General features: G+C 44.7%; 15 protein-coding genes and 1 pseudogene. 6 read left to right on the plus strand and 10 right to left on the minus strand.

Annotation, left to right across the window (positions count from 1 at the left end; all coding sequences use genetic code 11):
* Positions 1 to 9 precede the first annotated feature (9 nt).
* Positions 10 to 909 (plus strand): XrtA system polysaccharide deacetylase, encoded by a 900-nt coding sequence (locus UNITIG_RS20795; RefSeq protein ID WP_101760250.1) that lies wholly within the window; start codon positions 10 to 12, stop codon positions 907 to 909.
* A gap of 1 nt (position 910) precedes the next feature.
* Complete coding sequence (locus UNITIG_RS20800; protein ID WP_200821394.1) at positions 911 to 2,314, plus strand: FemAB family XrtA/PEP-CTERM system-associated protein; 1,404 nt, start codon at positions 911 to 913, stop codon at positions 2,312 to 2,314.
* Between the two features lie 61 nt (positions 2,315 to 2,375).
* On the opposite strand, the gene UNITIG_RS20805 is transcribed toward UNITIG_RS20800, so the two are convergent.
* The 5 genes from UNITIG_RS20805 to UNITIG_RS20825 form a co-directional block, all read right to left on the minus strand.
* Positions 2,376 to 3,650 carry an outer membrane beta-barrel protein gene (locus UNITIG_RS20805; protein ID WP_101760251.1) on the minus strand — a complete coding sequence of 425 codons (1,275 nt, stop codon included), beginning with the start codon at positions 3,648 to 3,650 and terminating at the stop codon, positions 2,376 to 2,378.
* 64 nt (positions 3,651 to 3,714) lie between these two features.
* Positions 3,715 to 4,422 (minus strand): AAA family ATPase, encoded by a 708-nt coding sequence (locus UNITIG_RS20810; protein WP_101760252.1) that lies wholly within the window; start codon positions 4,420 to 4,422, stop codon positions 3,715 to 3,717.
* A gap of 63 nt (positions 4,423 to 4,485) precedes the next feature.
* Entirely contained in the window at positions 4,486 to 6,009 is a 1,524-nt protein-coding gene (locus tag UNITIG_RS20815; protein ID WP_101760253.1) for an XrtA system polysaccharide chain length determinant, read from the minus strand.
* 21 nt (positions 6,010 to 6,030) lie between these two features.
* Positions 6,031 to 6,645 (minus strand): XrtA/PEP-CTERM system exopolysaccharide export protein, encoded by a 615-nt coding sequence (locus UNITIG_RS20820; RefSeq protein ID WP_101760254.1) that lies wholly within the window; start codon positions 6,643 to 6,645, stop codon positions 6,031 to 6,033.
* A gap of 44 nt (positions 6,646 to 6,689) precedes the next feature.
* Positions 6,690 to 8,105, minus strand: coding sequence for a TIGR03013 family XrtA/PEP-CTERM system glycosyltransferase (locus UNITIG_RS20825; RefSeq protein ID WP_235015544.1), 1,416 nt, complete (start codon positions 8,103 to 8,105; stop codon positions 6,690 to 6,692).
* 299 nt (positions 8,106 to 8,404) lie between these two features.
* On the opposite strand from UNITIG_RS20825, the pseudogene pgi reads away from it, so the two are divergent.
* Positions 8,405 to 10,020 (plus strand): annotated as a pseudogene (gene pgi, locus UNITIG_RS20830) (glucose-6-phosphate isomerase).
* Positions 10,021 to 10,051: 31 nt separating this feature from the next.
* Complete coding sequence (gene tviB, locus UNITIG_RS20840; RefSeq protein WP_101760256.1) at positions 10,052 to 11,329, plus strand: Vi polysaccharide biosynthesis UDP-N-acetylglucosamine C-6 dehydrogenase TviB; 1,278 nt, start codon at positions 10,052 to 10,054, stop codon at positions 11,327 to 11,329.
* Between the two features lie 92 nt (positions 11,330 to 11,421).
* Here tviB and UNITIG_RS20845 read toward each other — a convergent pair whose 3' ends face one another.
* Genes UNITIG_RS20845 through UNITIG_RS20855 form a run of 3 tightly spaced genes read right to left on the minus strand, consistent with a single transcriptional unit; the run spans position 11,422 to position 15,089 of the window.
* A complete protein-coding gene (locus UNITIG_RS20845) occupies positions 11,422 to 12,780 on the minus strand; it encodes a phosphomannomutase (protein WP_101760257.1) in 1,359 nt (452 codons plus the stop codon).
* 20 nt (positions 12,781 to 12,800) lie between these two features.
* Positions 12,801 to 13,628, minus strand: a complete 828-nt coding sequence (galU, locus tag UNITIG_RS20850) for a UTP--glucose-1-phosphate uridylyltransferase GalU (RefSeq protein ID WP_101760258.1) — start codon at positions 13,626 to 13,628, stop codon at positions 12,801 to 12,803.
* A 51-nt stretch (positions 13,629 to 13,679) separates the two neighbouring features.
* Positions 13,680 to 15,089 (minus strand): mannose-1-phosphate guanylyltransferase/mannose-6-phosphate isomerase, encoded by a 1,410-nt coding sequence (locus tag UNITIG_RS20855; RefSeq protein ID WP_101760259.1) that lies wholly within the window; start codon positions 15,087 to 15,089, stop codon positions 13,680 to 13,682.
* Between the two features lie 298 nt (positions 15,090 to 15,387).
* Here UNITIG_RS20855 and fabA point away from each other — a divergent pair, with 298 nt between their 5' ends.
* Both fabA and fabB read left to right on the plus strand, forming a co-directional pair.
* Complete coding sequence (gene fabA, locus UNITIG_RS20860) at positions 15,388 to 15,912, plus strand: bifunctional 3-hydroxydecanoyl-ACP dehydratase/trans-2-decenoyl-ACP isomerase (protein WP_101760260.1); 525 nt, start codon at positions 15,388 to 15,390, stop codon at positions 15,910 to 15,912.
* A gap of 87 nt (positions 15,913 to 15,999) precedes the next feature.
* A complete protein-coding gene (fabB, locus tag UNITIG_RS20865) occupies positions 16,000 to 17,217 on the plus strand; it encodes a beta-ketoacyl-ACP synthase I (protein WP_101760261.1) in 1,218 nt (405 codons plus the stop codon).
* Positions 17,218 to 17,291: 74 nt separating this feature from the next.
* Here fabB and UNITIG_RS24720 read toward each other — a convergent pair whose 3' ends face one another.
* Both UNITIG_RS24720 and glp read right to left on the minus strand, forming a co-directional pair.
* Complete coding sequence (locus UNITIG_RS24720; RefSeq protein WP_235015545.1) at positions 17,292 to 17,459, minus strand: hypothetical protein; 168 nt, start codon at positions 17,457 to 17,459, stop codon at positions 17,292 to 17,294.
* Positions 17,460 to 17,524: 65 nt separating this feature from the next.
* Positions 17,525 to 18,523 carry a gephyrin-like molybdotransferase Glp gene (glp, locus tag UNITIG_RS20870; RefSeq protein ID WP_235015546.1) on the minus strand — a complete coding sequence of 333 codons (999 nt, stop codon included), beginning with the start codon at positions 18,521 to 18,523 and terminating at the stop codon, positions 17,525 to 17,527.
* Positions 18,524 to 18,528 lie beyond the last annotated feature (5 nt).

Genomic DNA, 18,528 nt, shown 5'->3' on the forward strand with positions numbered 1-18,528 from the left:
CTAACTATAATGCTTACCTCACAGCCACCTAAAAAAAGTGTTTTACACGCCATGACTATCGACGTGGAAGATTACTATCATGTATCAGCATTTAACAGTGTAATAAAACCAGACAATTGGAGTGATTGGCCATCCAGAGTAGAAAAAAATACCCACCAACTGCTCGACCTCTTTGATACTCACGCCGTAAAAAGTACATTTTTTGTCTTGGGCTGGGTAGCGGACAAATATCCTTCACTGGTAAAAGAGCTGGCAAATCGAGGCCATGAAATCGCTTCGCATGGCTGGTCTCATCAGTTGATCTACAATCAATCACCTACTGAATTCAAAGCAGAAACTGCCCGTTCAAAAGATGTAATTGAAGAGCTTGCCCAGACACCGGTAACTGGCTATCGAGCCGCCAGCTACTCAATTACTAAACGCTCACTTTGGGCACTCGATATTTTAGCAGAACTGGGTTTTACCTGGGACTCCAGCATCTTCCCCGTTCACCACGACCGCTATGGTATATCTGGCAGCCCCCAATCGCCCTATATGATACAAACCAGCAGTGGACAGCTGATCAAAGAATTCCCTCTCACCACCGCCAGGGTGCTAGGTCTCGCTATACCAGCTGCTGGCGGAGGATATTTTCGTCAATACCCTTATGCATTAAGCAAGTGGCTTTTTCAACGCGCAAGCCAAAACAGCGCCAAGCCGCTGATTTTTTATTTACACCCTTGGGAAATTGATCCCGAGCAACCACGCGTACCAGGTATCAGTCCGCTATCAAAATTTCGTCATTATACTAATTTACAGCGCTGCGAAACTCGATTAGAGCAACTACTGAATGATTTCCAGTTCGGGTCCGTATCCCAAAGTCTGGCTAGCACTGATATTGAAATAGAGCTCAATCTGCATGACTTTTAACATGAATATCAAAGCTATTCTTAAAGATCCCGAAGCCGCAATAAACCAGTTATGGGGAGAGCAGAGTCACTGCAATGACCGCGCCGCGATACTGGAAACAGCCGACAAAATAAACCAGATCACATCAGTCATTAAGACGCTTAAGAATGATAAGAACCATTGTGCCAGCCAATTCAAGCCAAACAAGGAAAACCCTGAGGAAATTAGTCGTTTAAAAGATCAAATGAAGGAAATATCATCTCAGTTGAATATCCAGGAGGAAAAAAGAAAGCATCAGAATGATGTGCTTTTAGGATATTTTTCAATAGCTAAAAATAAGCTACCCGCAGTTCCCAAGCAGTTCTCGACTATAGCTCAACAGCGGCCAGCAACCGGGGAAATAAGCATTCAACTTATTGATGATTCAAAGCAATCAGAGTGGGATAATTATGTAAACCAACACACTAATAGTGGACTATATCACCGTTACGAATGGCGCAAACTCATCCATGAGTCTTTCAGTCACCAAAGTCACTATTTCGCCGCTATAAGCAATGGCATTATTATTGGTATACTGCCGACTATCAGACTAAAAAGCGCACTATTTGGTGATTTTTCAATATCAATGCCTTTTTTTAACTATGGCGGAGTGCTAGCTGACACCCCAGAGATAGCCAATGCACTCCTTGAATATGCTGCCCGGTATTGCAACAGCAATAATATTAGCCATCTGGAAATACGAGCAACTCAGCAACTTAATAACTGGCCAACCAAGTCTGAAAAAGTCTCCATGATCAAACAGCTACCCGACTCTATCGACCAACTAGACAAAGAGCTGGGATCAAAGGTTAGAGCACAAATAAACCGTGCAAAAGCTAAAAACACCCGAACTGTGATTGGCAAGCTTGATTTGTTAAATGACTTTTATACTGTGTTCTCAATTAATATGCGTGATCTTGGCACCCCGGTTTATGGCAAATCATTTTTCCGAAACATTCTTACTCAGTGGAATGACATAGCTAACATAGTCATTATCTATCTGGAAAACAAACCGGTCTCAGCAGCATTCTTATTAGCAAACAAGGATATGGTTGAAATCCCCTGGGCCTCTACGCTGCGAAAAACCAACTCTTTGAATATGAACATGCTGCTTTACTGGGAGGTTTTAAGTTTTGTTATTACTGAACGATATCACTTCTTTGATTTTGGGAGGTCATCGCTAGACAGTAGTACCTACCGATTTAAAAAACAGTGGGGAGCAACACCCATCCAGCATTACTGGCATTACTGGCTAAAAGACGGCCAAGCACTGCCTGAGATAAATCCAAATAATAAAAAATTCGAACTACTGATCGCAATTTGGAAAAAACTCCCCGTGAGTGTAACTCGACTAATCGGGCCATTAATTGTGAAAAATATTCCTTAGCAAGATCAACTCTTGAAATTAAGCGCTAAACGACTTAAAAACTTATCATCCAGCCTATAATTTAATCTATCAGGTAGTTAAGAGTTATTCCGCCTCTCAGCTCTGTATAATCACCAGTATCTACTGCTGAATCCCTATCTGAATAAATCAAGCGATAAGATAATGATAGCGCTCGGGTTATTTCATGACGAAGACCTAAATTATATTCAACACTATCGTAGTCAGCCCGCACATTATTCCCCTTAAAGGTAAAATCACTATAGTGAACACCGCCGCGCAGAGTCATAAGCCGATTCAAACGATAATCCAGAGCCAACCTAACACCCAACTCATCACTATCATTTTCAAGCGTTTCATAATCTTCTATTTCATAAATGATTGATGCCCGAAAACTACATACGCCACATAAATTCTCGTTCAAATAATCAAGCTGCATTGAGCTACGATCTATCACATCAAAATCACCTGCAGAATTACCGCTTTCATCGATCCCGGATAAATCATCATTGTTATTCTGTCGAGAGGTATCCGTTAATTCCTGCGTGACGTTTAAATCCCAAGTTGAACCCCCTCCTTCGTATCCCGCATCAATTCTTAAATAGCCACCATCGACATCGCCAGTTTCGCGAGCAGACTCATTATATCCAACAGCAATTTTGTAATTGATTCGCGCCAAAACTGCTTGATAACTAATGGACACCAGAGAGTATTCGTAATCATTTATCTCATCATCAAATGTCACATCCTGATAAGACCCACCAAAAGACAACGTATCAACTTTCGATAAATTTCTATTCCAATAAATATTGGCCCCGACTCGTTTGGAATCTTGATCGCTACTATCTTCATAATTAATAGTTGAATAATTCAGCCTGGTATCAATTGAGTCAACCGATGACGGTCTAAGAATTAATTGCGGACTAATATTACTTATAGACCGGTCTTCACGATTTTCCTGAACATCGATGGCGGCCTCATCCCTTATAATATTTCGCCGACTATTCTCTACAGTCCAAAATAATTGCTGGGAAATTTGCTCGTAGACAATCGACGCATCCCCTGTAATGGTAGTATCGTCATCCTGTGTGTTTTTATCAAAATCAGAGTGTTCGGCGCTGTAGCCGACCTTAGCGACAACCTCCGAACCTTCGTGCTCAAGATTTATATCTGCCGACACAATTTGCTCTAAATCCGACTGCTCATTAGCATTTACTCTGAGCGAGTTATCTGTATGCTCCAGCCCGGCACCAAGACGAATAGAGCCATCGAGCGCCAGCCCAGTGACAGGCGTAGTTAAGACGGAAACCCCCAATACAAAACAACGTAGATTTTTCATCAATTTTATCCTTATCTACTAACCGCAATACTAATTCAGCATAAAAGCGACTAACTCAAGCGCTTCAATTATTAAAAACTAATCCTGCAAACTTCTGCTCACCTACCGCATCCACACCAGCCATCACTTGATTAGGTGTCACCTTGCCAAAGGGCACTACCAAAACCGCCATATCGGATACTCTTGAAAGAATCCTTGCTAAAGACGATTCCATAGCAGGAGGCACATCCAATACCACAAAACGGTCCGGGTAGCGCTCCTTAACGGAATCGATCAACTGGCTCATTCTTGGCGAAGCCAGCCTTTCCTCAGCAACATCGCCACCGACACCTGGCGGAATAACCCTTACTCGCGGGATACCCGTTGAATAAATAATATCTTTTAACTCCAAATCGGCATTTTGCAAATATTCCATTAAACCGTAGTCGCGATTATCTTTAAGCAGCTTATTAGCAAAAGAGTGATCAAAGTTACAGTCGATATAAATAGCTGTTTTTTGCTCATCCAGAGCAAATGAGGCGGCCATATTCATTGCTACAAAACTAGAGCCTCCACCTAGACTGAGTGAGCTTACTAGCAATACAAAATTTTTGCCCTGCGTCCTATGTAAAAGTCTTGTGCGTAAATCGCGAAATGAATTAAGTACTTCCCGCTGCGGCATCCCTGGATAAATTATTTTTAGAGCCGCCAACTCTTCGTGACTTTTAAATGCCACCTCAGCCATATTGGAAATGTCACTGACAGAGCCTTCCTGATCAACTGTATTATTCATAGGCCCACATTACCTTGCTTCCAAAAAATTCATTATTAGTAACACCGGTTTTTAATTTTAAAACTAGATATGTCCATTTAACCGAAACCAAACAATACATATATAAACAATTGCTGCAAAGAAACACACCAATGTTAGAACAACCATATCGGTTCGGAGCAATCGCCGGGTTAATGCTGTTCGCACATGGGGAACCACTGCCAGCAGCTCAATATTATTGGGCAAACTATGCATTAACTGAGATGCCGAGCGCACACGAGGATCAATTAATACATACATAACCATTAAACCCACAGACACAATCAATCCAACAAATGGTGCTGCAAGCGCAAAATGAATAAAACGAATTCCTGACGGCATCAAAGGATAAACCGATGGTTCCTGTATTTTAAAACTGGTTCCCTGTCCCTCTACATCCAATGTCATCGACAATCGTGCTTTCTCTTTGCGACCTAACATCTCTTCATATATTTCACGGGTAACATCATAGTCCCTAACCAGTTCTGCCATTTCCGCCTCCTTGGAAGCAACTCTTTCCGCCCGCTTATACTCCTCCGCCAGCATCCGCTCTATGGCCTCCTTTCTTTTTCGCTGACTCCTTAAATCAACCTCTGTTTCAGCCTGACGTCTTCGTAATTCTTCATACAGCGGGTTCTCCACTGAACTGGAATCTATTGATGAGGAGCGATAACCACCGCCCCCCTCCATAGCCTCTATAACTACTTCTTGAGCAGAAATTTGCTGCTTTAGCGAAACAATGTCCGGGTAGGTTTCCTGATAACTAAGCCTTAGAACATCCAACCTATCTTTTAAAGCAACCAAGCGGTTTAACTCTTCATCAACTTTGCTTTTAGAACTTAAATATTCACTTTCTGAATCTAATTGTTGCTTTAAAGATATATCCCGAGATTCAATTTCATCGATACTCAATTTAAGCTCTTCAATCTGCAATCTCAATTGATTAATACGAGCGGAAACAGACTGCTCATTCCCATCCAGATTCTTTGACTTAAAATCTTTTAACTGCTTTTCCGCCAACAACAATTGCCGCTTATACGACACCACCTGCTGCTCGATAAACTCGTATGCACCACGGCTTTCTTGTCGCCGCTTATCTGACGTATCAGAAATAAACGCATCAACCACACTATTAAGAACGCGGAATGATAAATCCTGATCTTTATTCGAATAAAAGACTCGAAAATAGTTTTTACCTTCATTCTTTATTTGAATATTACTGCGTAAATCATTAATCCGCGCCTCTTGCTGCTCAACACTGGTAGAGTCATCGACCAGGCCCATTTCCGTAGCTACTCGCAGCATGATTTTTCGAGTGTATATTAACTCCCTAGCCTGCTCTGAACGATCAATATCGGTAACCTCAGCACGACCTCTTAGCAAGGGTGCAATGATATTTGTTTCATCAGCATAGAGCATGGTGCTCGTTTCAAAACGTTCAGGCCAATAAACCCCAACAGCCAATACAGCAAATGTCACAACCAACAAGATACCAACAACCCAGGACCGCCACTCTATTAACTCGCGCCAAACCGCCCTGATAAGTTCCACGTAATACGTTGTTTCCATCCTTACTTTCTACCTTAATAATTAAAACGAGCGCTCAGGAACAGTTACAATATCTGACGGTACTAAACTGTAGTTAGTTTCAAGCTTGCCAGATTTTAAAATATCATCCAGATAAATTGGATAAACCTTCACCTCTCCCTCAGCTTTCCTGTATAGCTTTGACTTATTGCCTTGAGCAAACTCATTGGGCCCCCCGGCCATCAGCACCAGATCTAATACTGTCATCCCTTTTCGGTAGGGTACAGATTGTGCATTCATAACCGCGCCGGTAACTCGAATACGATTTTGAAAATCAGAGCTACTGGGATTCGTTACTATGACCGTCACTTTTGGATTCTTGATATATTCCAACAGATCATTAGTTATTATTTCACCCAGCGACTCAGTAGTGTTTCCTGACGCCAGCACATCACCAATCAATGACATTGAAATTTTTCCGTCTGGGCGGACAGGCACTTCCAAGCTTAATTTATCATTGCCCCATACATCTACTCTAATCACATCACCTACACCTATCGTGTAAGTCTCGGCACTGTACTCCTGCACAACTACCGGTTTTAACGAGACTTGCTGAGAAGACGAACCGCAGGCCGCCAAAAGCAACACACACACGCAAAATATAATTCGCTCAAACATAGAACACACCCTTATCCTTTACTCACGTTTTGTCGTACTTGTATCTATCTAACGCCTTTACCAAGCAGAACAACTTCAACACTTTGTACAACAATTAACAAATCCAGCAGCGAGCTGTGATTTTTAACATAATATAAATCGTAAACTAATTTATTAGCCGCATCATCCACTGACGCACCATAAGAATATTTCAACTGTGCCCATCCCATCAAACCAGGCTTAACTCTATGGCGAGCATCGTAATAGGGCAGCTGTTTACTCAAATCTTTCACAAACTCTGGTCGTTCTGGCCGAGGACCCACAAAACTCATTTCGCCCCGTAATACATTAAATATTTGTGGAAGTTCGTCTAAACGAGTATTGCGGATAAAAGCGCCAACCTTGGTAACGCGGCTATCATTTTGCTGTGCCCACACCGCTTTGCCATCTTTTTCAGCATCCTGGCGCATACTGCGGAATTTATAAATAGGAAATACGCGCCCTTTATAGCCAACGCGCTGCTGCGAATAGAGAACAGGGGCACCGCTCTCCAGGAATATTGCCAGCGCCGTTAACACCATGAATGGCCACATTACACTCAACAGCAGCAAGCTGACAGTAATATCAAATAATCTTTTTGATTTGTCGCGTAGCTGACTGTATCTAAATTGATCACTTAAAATCATCCAACTGGTATTTATTTCAGATAATTCGATACGGGAAAACTCACGCTCGTAAAACTCAACTACCTCTGTAATGCGGGTCCCCGATAATTTGCAGTCAAGCAACTCCTCCAAAGGGAAGAAGCTGCCGCGATCTCGTCTACGCTCATCAATCGCAATTAATATTTCATCGACATGATGCTTTTTAACCAGATGCTTGATACCACCGACTGGATCCAGCAATAAATGAGAAGAAATCCCAACCGGTTCAGAGTCAGTAGGCACATAACCAACAATCGTACTGCCTTGCAATGGTTCAGCTTTTATCCGCTCGATAATTTTTGCTGCCCGAACACCCGCGCCCAATACTAAAATCCTGCGCTTTAACAGAGCCATATCCACCAGTGAATAAAAAGCCCAACGCAACAGCATCACAAGCACCAGCGAGGAGCACACTGTCATAAATAAGCTACCCCGGGCCACTCCCGATACAGGAACAACAAAAGACAGCACTATCATTATTGCCAGGCCGAGCAAACAATAACTCACCACGGTTCGAACGAACATGCTAATAAAGCCATCGCTAAGCCCAGCCCCATGCACCCCCATGGAGAACGTCGCTAGCAACATAACCGAGGCGTAGAGCAGGGCATACTGCTGCGCCTCCACATGAAACACGAATAATTCGTACTTAAAGCCAACCAGGTTATAAACCACACTAAAATAAGCGGCCGCCATCAACAAAGCGAACTCGAGCACAGCCAATAACAAATAGGGGAGCTGTATATGATGATTAAACACCTGAATATGCGCTGTCACTTAGGCCTCAACTTAATAGTGGTCTGTATGAAATATTTGTATATTTGCCCATTATTTCAAACACGGGCGATTTGATAGCTTTAAAGAAGAATAACCAGATCTTAAATAATGGTTATTTTAAGACAAACAACTCAAGAAGATAGACCAACTTAAACAACCAATCCACTTTGGTTTTAGCAATTATTCCACTTAACATAGGTATCATAGTAATATAGTTTGTATTCATTACTATGTATTTATACTGGCATTTATACTCATACATACAAAACTCTCTTTCAACTGACTCCTAGGCTTACACCGTGACTAACTCTCGCCCAGCTTCCCATGAGCTCCCTGAATGGGGTCGACTACACAATTTGGCAACCACTGCAAAACAGAGAAATATCTCTGATTACTTCAGTACCGGGCAACGCACTAATAGCAGCCTAAGATTTCAGGCCGCTGGGCTTTGTGCTGACCTATCACGTCACCATATAGATGAAGAAATTCTGGAGACCTTATTAAAACTTGCCAACAAAACAGCCCTACCAAGCAAAATTCAGCAACTTATCAATGGTGACAAGCTCAATTTTACCGAAGATCGTTCAGCGCTTCACACCAGCTTGCGCGGCCCCAGCGGCCCCATAGACTGCCAACTAGTCGTGCAGCAGTGCTTAAAAAAAATAGAATCTATTGTTGATGCAGTGCACTCGGGACAATGGTTGGGATTCAGCGGAAAACCGATTAGACATGTAGTCAACATCGGTATCGGGGGGTCGGATCTCGGCCCCAAAATGGCTACGCTGGCGCTAACGCCTTACCACACCCCAGTACTCAATGTATATTTTGTATCCAATGTCGACCCCAGTGACATCGAACAAACGCTAGCCAAACTTGACCCTGAAACTACTCTATTTACCGTAGCGTCAAAGACATGGACAACACTGGAAACCCTCGCCAATGCCGATACTGCAAAGGCATGGCTACAGCATAGCGCTCTGGATGCAGATATCAGCAACCACTTTATTGCTGTTTCTTCCCGGCCAGACCGCTGCCAGCAATATGGCATTAAGGCGGAAAATATCCTGCCTATATGGGATTGGGTCGGCGGCCGCTATTCTTTATGGTCTGCCATAGGACTTCCCATTGCCCTTGCCACCAGCTTCGAACATTTTACCGAGCTGCTTAACGGCGGACAGCAAATGGACAACCACTTCGCCACCAGCCCATTAAAAGAAAATATTCCGGTACTCATGGCCCTGCTGGAAATTTGGTACGTCAACTTTTGGAACGCGGGTAGTTTGGCAATATTGCCTTATGATCATAATTTGAGGCTACTGCCCGAGCATTTGCAGCAATTGATCATGGAAAGTAATGGCAAGCATGTTTCATGTGAGGGCACCACACTCCCCTATCAAACCTGCCCGGTTATTTGGGGGCCGCAGGCACCAATGGCCAGCACTCCTTCCATCAACTTCTACACCAGGGCACCCGACTCATTCCCGTTGATTTTATTTTGCCTCTGACCAGTCACAGCAGCAATAGCCTGCAACACAGCCATCTGGTGGCAAACTGCCTTGCTCAAGCGCAAGCGTTGATGGATGGCACCGATAAACAACCTCTGGCCGGGCTTAGCGAAGAAGAACAGCAATTAGCACTACACAAAGCTATTCCCGGCAATAAACCTTCAACGCTGATCAGCATGCAGCAACTCACACCGTCCACCGTCGGCGCACTGATTGCGCTTTATGAGCACAAAGTCTTCGCTGCAAGCTGCCTATGGAATATCAATGCTTTCGACCAGTGGGGGGTGGAATTAGGTAAATCAATCTCGTCAACAATTCATTCTGCACTATCCTGTAACAGCGATAAAATAGACAACCCCGCTACAGCCAACGCTATAGTGGACTATATAAAGGCACAATCGGCTAACTAACATCCTTATTACTGACGGAGCACATGCAATAATGCCATTCAAGGATCAACCCAAAATCGCCATTATCGGCCTCGGCTATGTCGGCCTTCCTCTGGCCGCAGAGTTCGGCAAGCAACTGCCCTGTGTCGGTTTCGATATCAATCAAAGGCGAGTGAAAGAACTACAACAGGGTCTGGATAACACCCTCGAACTATCTACTGAAGAATTGAGCCAAGCGACGCACTTGCAATATTCCTGGCAAACCGAAGACATCGCTGATTGTGATATTTATATCATTACAGTGCCGACACCCATCGATGACAGCAAACAACCAGACCTGAGCCCGCTTATCTCGGCATCCAAATTGGTTGGCGCCGTTATCCAACAAAACAATATTGTTATCTATGAATCAACTGTTTATCCCGGCTGCACGGAAGAAGCCTGCATCCCGGTGATAGAGGCTACGTCCGGCCTTACTTTCAACCAGCACTTTTTTGCTGGCTATAGCCCGGAACGCATTAACCCCGGTGACAAAAATCATCGTGTCACTAATATCATCAAAGTCACTTCAGGCTCCACCCCTGAAACCGCTAACTATGTCGATCAACTTTACCAACGAATAGTGACCGTAGGCACACACAAAGCCAGCAGCATTAAAGTCGCCGAGGCGTCCAAAGTTATCGAAAACACTCAGCGGGACGTCAATATCGCACTCATTAATGAGCTGGCCTTAATTTTTAATCGCCTGCATATTAATACCGAGGACGTGCTGGAGGCGGCTGGTACTAAATGGAATTTTCTGCCTTTCCGTCCAGGCCTGGTAGGCGGCCACTGCATTGGTGTCGACCCCTATTATCTGGTTCACAAAGCCGAGCAAGCCGGCTACCACCCGCAGATTATTTCCGCCAGCCGGCGTATTAATGATCGCATGGGGCATTTAGTCGCCACGGAAGTGATGCGCCTGATGACACAAAAACGCATCCACATTGTTGACGCTAACGTTTTGATTCTGGGTTTGGCTTTTAAAGAAAATTGCCCGGATTTACGCAACACCCGGGTAATGGATATAGTTAACGAATTAAAAAGCTGTAACGCCAAGGTTCATATCCATGATCCATGGGTATCTGCAGAAGAAGCCAAGCAAGTATTCGACGTCGATCTAGTAGAAACACCACAAACCGATTTCTACGACACCATTATTCTTGCGGTAGCACATGACGAATTCAAACAAATGGGAATAGAGAATATTCGCCAGCTAGCCAAATCAGAGTCCATTATTTTTGATATCAAATACGCCTTCCCTAGTGACGCAGTTGACGGCCGCTTATAAGCTTCCAGAGTTATTCCCAGACATTAAAAAAGGCACTAAGTGCCTTTTTTAATGTCTGGAAAATAGATATCAAGACGAAGCAGCTAATACACTCAATTAACGCTAGCCAATAAATCAAGCAACACTTTAGTTTTCGCTTCCATCAGTTCGCTGCTACCTTTGCTTTCCACATTCAATCTCACCACCGGCTCAGTGTTAGACATCCGCAAATTAAACCGCCAGTCTTCGAACTCCATACTCAAACCATCGGTGTGATCCACTTTTAACGCCTGATCAACAAACTGGCTCTCTGCCAGCTTGATTGCCGCACCAGGATCCGCAATTGTACTATTAATCTCACCACTACAAGGATAAGCAGCCATTCGCTTCAAAACCATAGTTGACAAAGGCTCTCCGCGTTTCGAAATTAATTGCGTAACTAACAACCAGGGAATCATGCCACTATCACAATAAGCAAAATCACGAAAATAATGATGAGCACTCATCTCACCGCCGTAAACGGCATTCTCCAACCGCATCCGCTCTTTGATAAACGCATGCCCTGTTTTACTCTGCACAGCAGAGCCGCCATTGGCCTCAACAATATCAATCGTATTCCAGGTTAGTCGCGGGTCGTGGACAACTTTTTCACCCTTGCTTGCAAGCAAAAATGCTTCTGCCAACAAGCCGACCACATAATAACCCTCAATAAAATCGCCATTTTCATCAAAGAAAAAACAACGGTCAAAATCACCATCCCAGGCAATACCCAAATCAGCACCATGTTCTTTAACAGCATTGATAGTGATCGTACGATTTTCTGGCAGCAAGGGGTTGGGCACGCCGTTAGGAAAATTTCCATCCGGTTGGTGATGCAGTTTAATAAACTCAAAGGGCAGTTTTTTCTCAATTAAATCAATAACTGCACCGGCACCACCATTGCCCGCATTCACGACAACTTTTAATGGTTTTAACTCAGCCACATCAACATAAGTTAGTAAATGCTCGATATAGGCCTCAGCATGATCGAGTGACTGCATCTTTCCAGGGTTCTCAGTTTCCGGAAAATTATTTTCCTCAGCCAGTCGCTTGATATCAAATAACCCGGTATCACCACTGATAGGCTTGGATTGTTCACGTACAAACTTCATCCCATTATAATCTTTGGGATTGTGGCTTGCAGTTACGGCGATGCCGCCATCCATTGCAAAGTGCGAAGTGGCGAAATAAATTTCTTCTGTACCACACTGGCCGATATCGTAAACATCAACCCCGGCATCCATTAACCCACGACTTAATGCCGCTTTTATGTCCTCACTTGAAAGCCGGATATCATGACCAACTACTACTTTTTTGGGCGAGACAACCGCCGCATAAGCGCGACCAATCGCATAAGCGATATCTACATTGAGTTCATCCGGGACCCGGCCTCGGATATCATAGGCTTTAAAACAAGTTAATTCTTTTGACATCAATACGACTCTTTAAAAAGTTATTGGGCTTTGTAAATATTTTTATAAACAAAATTAGTCGCATCCACAAAACCATCGACGCTACCGCAATCAAAACGTTTGCCTTCGAATTTATAGGCCATAACGCAGCCATTCTTAGCCTGCGTTAGCAGTGCGTCGGTCAATTGCACTTCCCCACCCTTGCCCGGCGGAGTATCCCGTAAAATATCAAAAATATCAGGCGTTAAAATATAGCGACCAATAATGGCCAAATTTGATGGTGCTTCATCAGGTTTGGGTTTTTCCACCATATCGTCCACCCGATACAAACCATCTTTTAATGCCTCACCAGCGATAACACCGTATTTTTCAGTTTGATCTTTGGGTACTTCCTGAATTGCCACAATACTGCAACGAAACTGCTTATATAGCTTGACCATTTGCGCTAACACACTATCGCCATCATTAAGACATAAATCATCCGATAGCACTACACCAAAAGGCTCATTACCGATTAGCGTTTCGCCAGTCAAGATTGCATGGCCCAAACCTTTCATTTCACGCTGGCGGGTCATAGTAAAAGTCGCCTGATCTAGCACGCCGCGAATACTAGTTAAATAAGTTTCCTTCGCCGTGCCGGAGATTTGATGCTCCAACTCATAACTAATATCAAAGTGATCAGTAATTGCGCGCTTACCTCTCCCTGTTACAAACGCCATTTGATTCATACCAGCAGCAATAGCTTCCTCAACGCCATATTGCACCAGCGGTTTATTCACTACTGGCAACATCTCTTTAGGCATAGACTTGGTTGCGGGTAAAAATCGAGTACCGTAACCGGCAACGGGGAATAAACATTTTTTTATCATTGAGACTTACCACTCATTGGTTAATTAATTTAATTCAAGTCTATAAAATTTCTATTTACTGCGGCCATAAACATCTTCAAAGCGCACAATATCATCCTCCCCCAAGTAACTGCCACTTTGTACTTCAATCAACTCCAAAGGAATAACACCAGTGTTGGCTAAGCGATGCTTTGTTCCAAGCGGAATATACGTTGACTGATCCTCAGACAATATAAATTCCTTTTCTCCACAAGTAACCACCGCGGTACCACTCACTACAATCCAATGTTCCGCGCGATGGTGATGAAGCTGTAACGACAATTTTTGGCCGGGAGTAACAATAATTCGCTTAACTTGAAAACGCTCTGACATCGCCAGTGATTCATAAGAACCCCAGGGACGATACACCTTGGTATGTGAGTTAACTTCATCACGCTGCTGCGCTTTGAGCGTATTAACAATCGCTTTAACATCCTGCACTTGATCCTTGTCTGCGACCAGTACAGCATCTGCAGTCTCAACGACCACTATATTATCTACCCCAACAGTAGTCACTAAGCGGGAGTTACTATGAATATAACTATTACCTGTGTTGTGTAAAATAGTATCGCCTTTTGCCACATTGCCGGATGCATCTTTTTCCGCTACATCCCACAGACTGGACCATGCGCCCACATCACTCCAACCACAGGAAAGCGGTACTACCATCCCTTTTTTAGTATGTTCCATCACAGCATAATCAATGGAATCACTTGGGCAAGCTTCAAACGCTGCGGCCTCCAAACGGATAAAGTCGAGGTCATTCTCCCCTTGATCAAATGCGGTCTGCACTGCCAATAACATCTCTGGTGCAAACTGCTTCAACTCATCAAGATAGCTTTGAGCACTCAGCAAAAACATGCCGCTATTCCAAAAATAATCACCACTAGTCACGTATTGCTGGGCAACATCGGCAGACGGCTTCTCGACAAATTCAGCCAATGGATAACATCCCTCTACCAGCTGATCGCCCCGACGTATATAGCCATAGCCTGTCTCAGGCGATGCAGGCACAATACCAAAAGTCACTAGGCTACCCTGCTTAGCCTGCACCAAGCCCGCCTCAACCGCTGCAGCAAATGCGGCAACATCTTTCACAATATGATCCGCAGGCATCACCAACAGCACTGCTTCGGCATCCTGTTTCAATGCCTGTAATGCAGCTGCAGCTACTGCCGGAGCTGTATTACGGCCAACCGGTTCAAGAATAATCGCATTTGCCTGACATTTTGCTGAACGCAATTCTTCAGCCACCAAAAACCGGTGTTCCTGGTTACAAACCACTATGGGGTCGACGGCCTCCAAGCCTGCCGACCGTTGCAGGGTTTCCGCTAACATACTCAAATCACCAGCTAAAGGCAGAAACTGCTTGGGATTCAATTCTCGCGATAACGGCCACAAACGGCTGCCAACTCCGCCCGAAAGGACAACAGGTATTAACATTTATTTTTCCTTATTGGTTCAGCTCGATAATTTAGTGGCGATAGCAGTCTTGCATAAGTCAGATATTGACAGGCAGGTGCTACCACACAATTAAATCAACACTTTTTTACCTATATAAAATCGCTTCAGATAATTTATTATTCTGTGATACTGCTGCAATCCTATAATATGAACAACAATATTCCCAGTACAATCAACACCTTAATAGTGGCAATTATTGGCTTGCGACGCTGCCATCGATTACAATGTCGGCTTTTCGCCCTCAGCAGGGTAATTTTTCTATCTACTGGACGCCTTTATGTCAGCCCACGACAAACACTCATTCACCAAAGAAGATTTAATTGCCTCAGGCAATGGCACCCTACTCGGTGACGGCTTTGCTCGATTACCGAGCAACAATATGTTGATGATGGACAGAATAACCCATATTTCCAGTGAAGGTGGCGCCAACGGTAAAGGTGAAATAATTGCCGAGCTAGATATCAATCCATCACTGTGGTTTTTTGATTGCCACTTCAAAGGCGACCCGGTAATGCCTGGCTGCTTAGGGCTGGATGCAATGTGGCAGCTAGTCGGCTTCTTTTTAAGCTGGCGCGGTAACGAAGGTATGGGGCGGGCTTTAGGTTCTGGCGAAGTTAAGTTTACCGGCCAGATTTTACCTACGGCCAGCAAAGTCACTTACCAACTTGATCTAAAGCGCGTCATAGAACGCAAACTGGTGATGGGAATCGCTGATGGCACAGTATCGGTCGATGGTCGCACCATCTATACCGCAAAGGATCTTCGGGTTGGATTGTTTCAACCTGATAATATGAACTTCTAAAATAGCACGGCAAAACCGTCTGCAAAGATTTAACATTAAGTCGGCCACCACCACCCTGCGAATGGTCTGGACATTACGAGGTATTACATGAAGCGCGTTGTTATCACTGGTCTTGGCATTGTTTCCTGCATCGGCAACGATATCCCTGCTGTGCTTGATTCCTTAAAGCATGGTAAATCCGGTATTCGATATCGTGAAGACTATAAAGAAAGAGGCATGCGCAGCCATATTGCCGGCACTATTGATATTGACTTCAAGGAGCATATTGACCGCAAGCAATTGCGCTTTATGGGTGATGCGGCAGCCTATGCCTATATCGCCATGCAGCAAGCTGTGAACGACTCGGGATTATCTGAGGAGCAAATATCCAATCCCCGTACTGGCATTATCGCAGGATCTGGCGGTGCATCTTCAGCCAATCTTATCGAGTCAGCCGATATTTTACGCGAGCGCGGCATCAAGCGTGTTGGCCCCTACCGCGTCACTCAAACTATGGGCAGCACGGTATCAGCCTGTCTAGCCACTCCCTTTAAAATTAAAGGCGTTAATTATTCAATCTCTTCAGCATGTGCTACCAGTGCTCACTGTATTGGTAACGCCATGGAGCAAATCCAATTAGGCAAGCAAGACGTTGTATTTGCTGGCGGCGGAGAAGAAGAACACTGGACTTTAAGCTGCCTTTTCGATGCGATGGGTGCACTATCAACAAAATACAATGACACTCCCGAAAAAGCCTCCCGCGCCTATGATGCCGACCGCGATGGTTTTGTGATTTCCGGTGGCGGCGGCATGGTGGTATTGGAAGAACTGGAACATGCCAAAGCGCGCGGCGCCAAAATTTATGCCGAAGTGGTCGGCTATGGCGCCACTTCAGATGGTTACGACATGGTCGCCCCTAGTGGCGAAGGTGCCGTTCGCTGCATGGCGCAAGCGTTGGCCACCGTGGATGGCCCCTTGGATTACATCAATTCTCACGGCACATCTACCCCAGCCGGTGACATTCAGGAGCTTAAAGCTATCGTCCAGGCCTTTGGCGACAACTCACCGATGATCAGCTCGACCAAATCACTAAGCGGCCACTCCTTGGGCGCCACTGGTGTACAGGAGGCAATTTATTCTTTATTGATGATGGAAAACAATTTTGTCTGCGCTTCAGCCAATATCGAAAACCTCGATCCTGAAGCAGCATCACTTAACATCGTGCGCGAGCGGCAGGATAATGTAACCATTACCCGGGCAATGTCCAATAGCTTCGGTTTCGGCGGCACCAACGCCAGCTTGGTATTTCAAAAATTTGATAACTGATAAGACCAGCCCTGGCAGTCATCATTAAAAAAAGCCCGCAAAAACGGGCTTTTTTTGTGCCAACCGCTAATCGTTCAGGTCACCAAGTCACTTAACATAATTACTTGCACCACATCACCTTTAGCAATAGTCATTTGCGGTGGCAACACCACCAGCGCATTGGCCCAGCTAACTGATGCCAGCACCCCTGAACTTTGGTTTGAATACAATTGCGCAACACCGTCCTTAACATTCGCCCGCAAATACTCCTGACGCCCACCCGCTCGATTCCATTCAAAACCCGCTTCGGCATTGGCATATGCAGGCGTTACTTCAGCCTGCCCATAGCCGCCAACAGGTAAGGCTTAGCTAGTAAACAAAAAGTAACAAACACCGAAGATGGGTTACCCGGCAGGCCAAAAAATGGCGTGCCATTTACCGTCCCAAATGCCAACGGCTTACCGGGCTTGATATTAAGTTTCCACAAAGCCAATTCACCTAGGGATTCTACTGCGGCTTTTACATGATCCTCTTCACCCACCGACACTCCGCCGGATGAAATAATCACATCGGCCTGACTGGATAACTGTTTTAACTGCTGGCAAGTACGCTCGAAATCATCTGCAACAATGCCGCCATCCAGCACCTCACAACCCATCGCGGTTAATAATGCCGTCAACGTATAGCGATTAGAGTTATAGATCTGACCTTCAGCTAAAGTTTGCCCCGGCTCCACCAACTCATCACCAGTCGATAACACAGCCACTTTTAATTGACGATACACCTTAACCGAAGTCATACCAATGGAGGCCAGCAAGCCTATATCCTGCGGCTGTAAGCGCCGACCTTTAGCCATCACCAAGCCACCAGCACGTATATCTTGCCCTTTGGGCCGCACATGCTGTCCAAATTTAACAGTGTCGATAATGCGGATCGCTTCGCCAAAAGCGTTGGTATCCTCCTGCATGACTACTGTGTCCGCACCTTCAGGAATTGCCGCACCGGTAAAAATACGTGCTGCTGTGCCTGCTTTTAACGGTTTACCAATCGCTCCGGCAGCAATGCGCTGACTCACCACCAACTCACGGCTCTCATTACTGCTATTTCGTGCGGTGCCACTGGCAGCGATATCTTTAAAACAAAAGGCGTAACCGTCCATTGCACTGTTATCACAAGGAGGCACATCAATAGTTGAACGCTGATCTTCAGCCAACACCCTACCCAATGCCAACAATAGCGATACTGATTCAAACTCTGCTAGCGGCTGCGCCGACGCAATGATTTTAGTGAGCGCTTCTTCAACTGGCATTAACGGCGAAGTAGTCATTCAAA

The sequence above is a fragment of the Oceanicoccus sp. KOV_DT_Chl genome (assembly GCF_900120175.1).
Classification (GTDB): Bacteria; Pseudomonadota; Gammaproteobacteria; order Pseudomonadales; family Dasaniaceae; genus Oceanicoccus.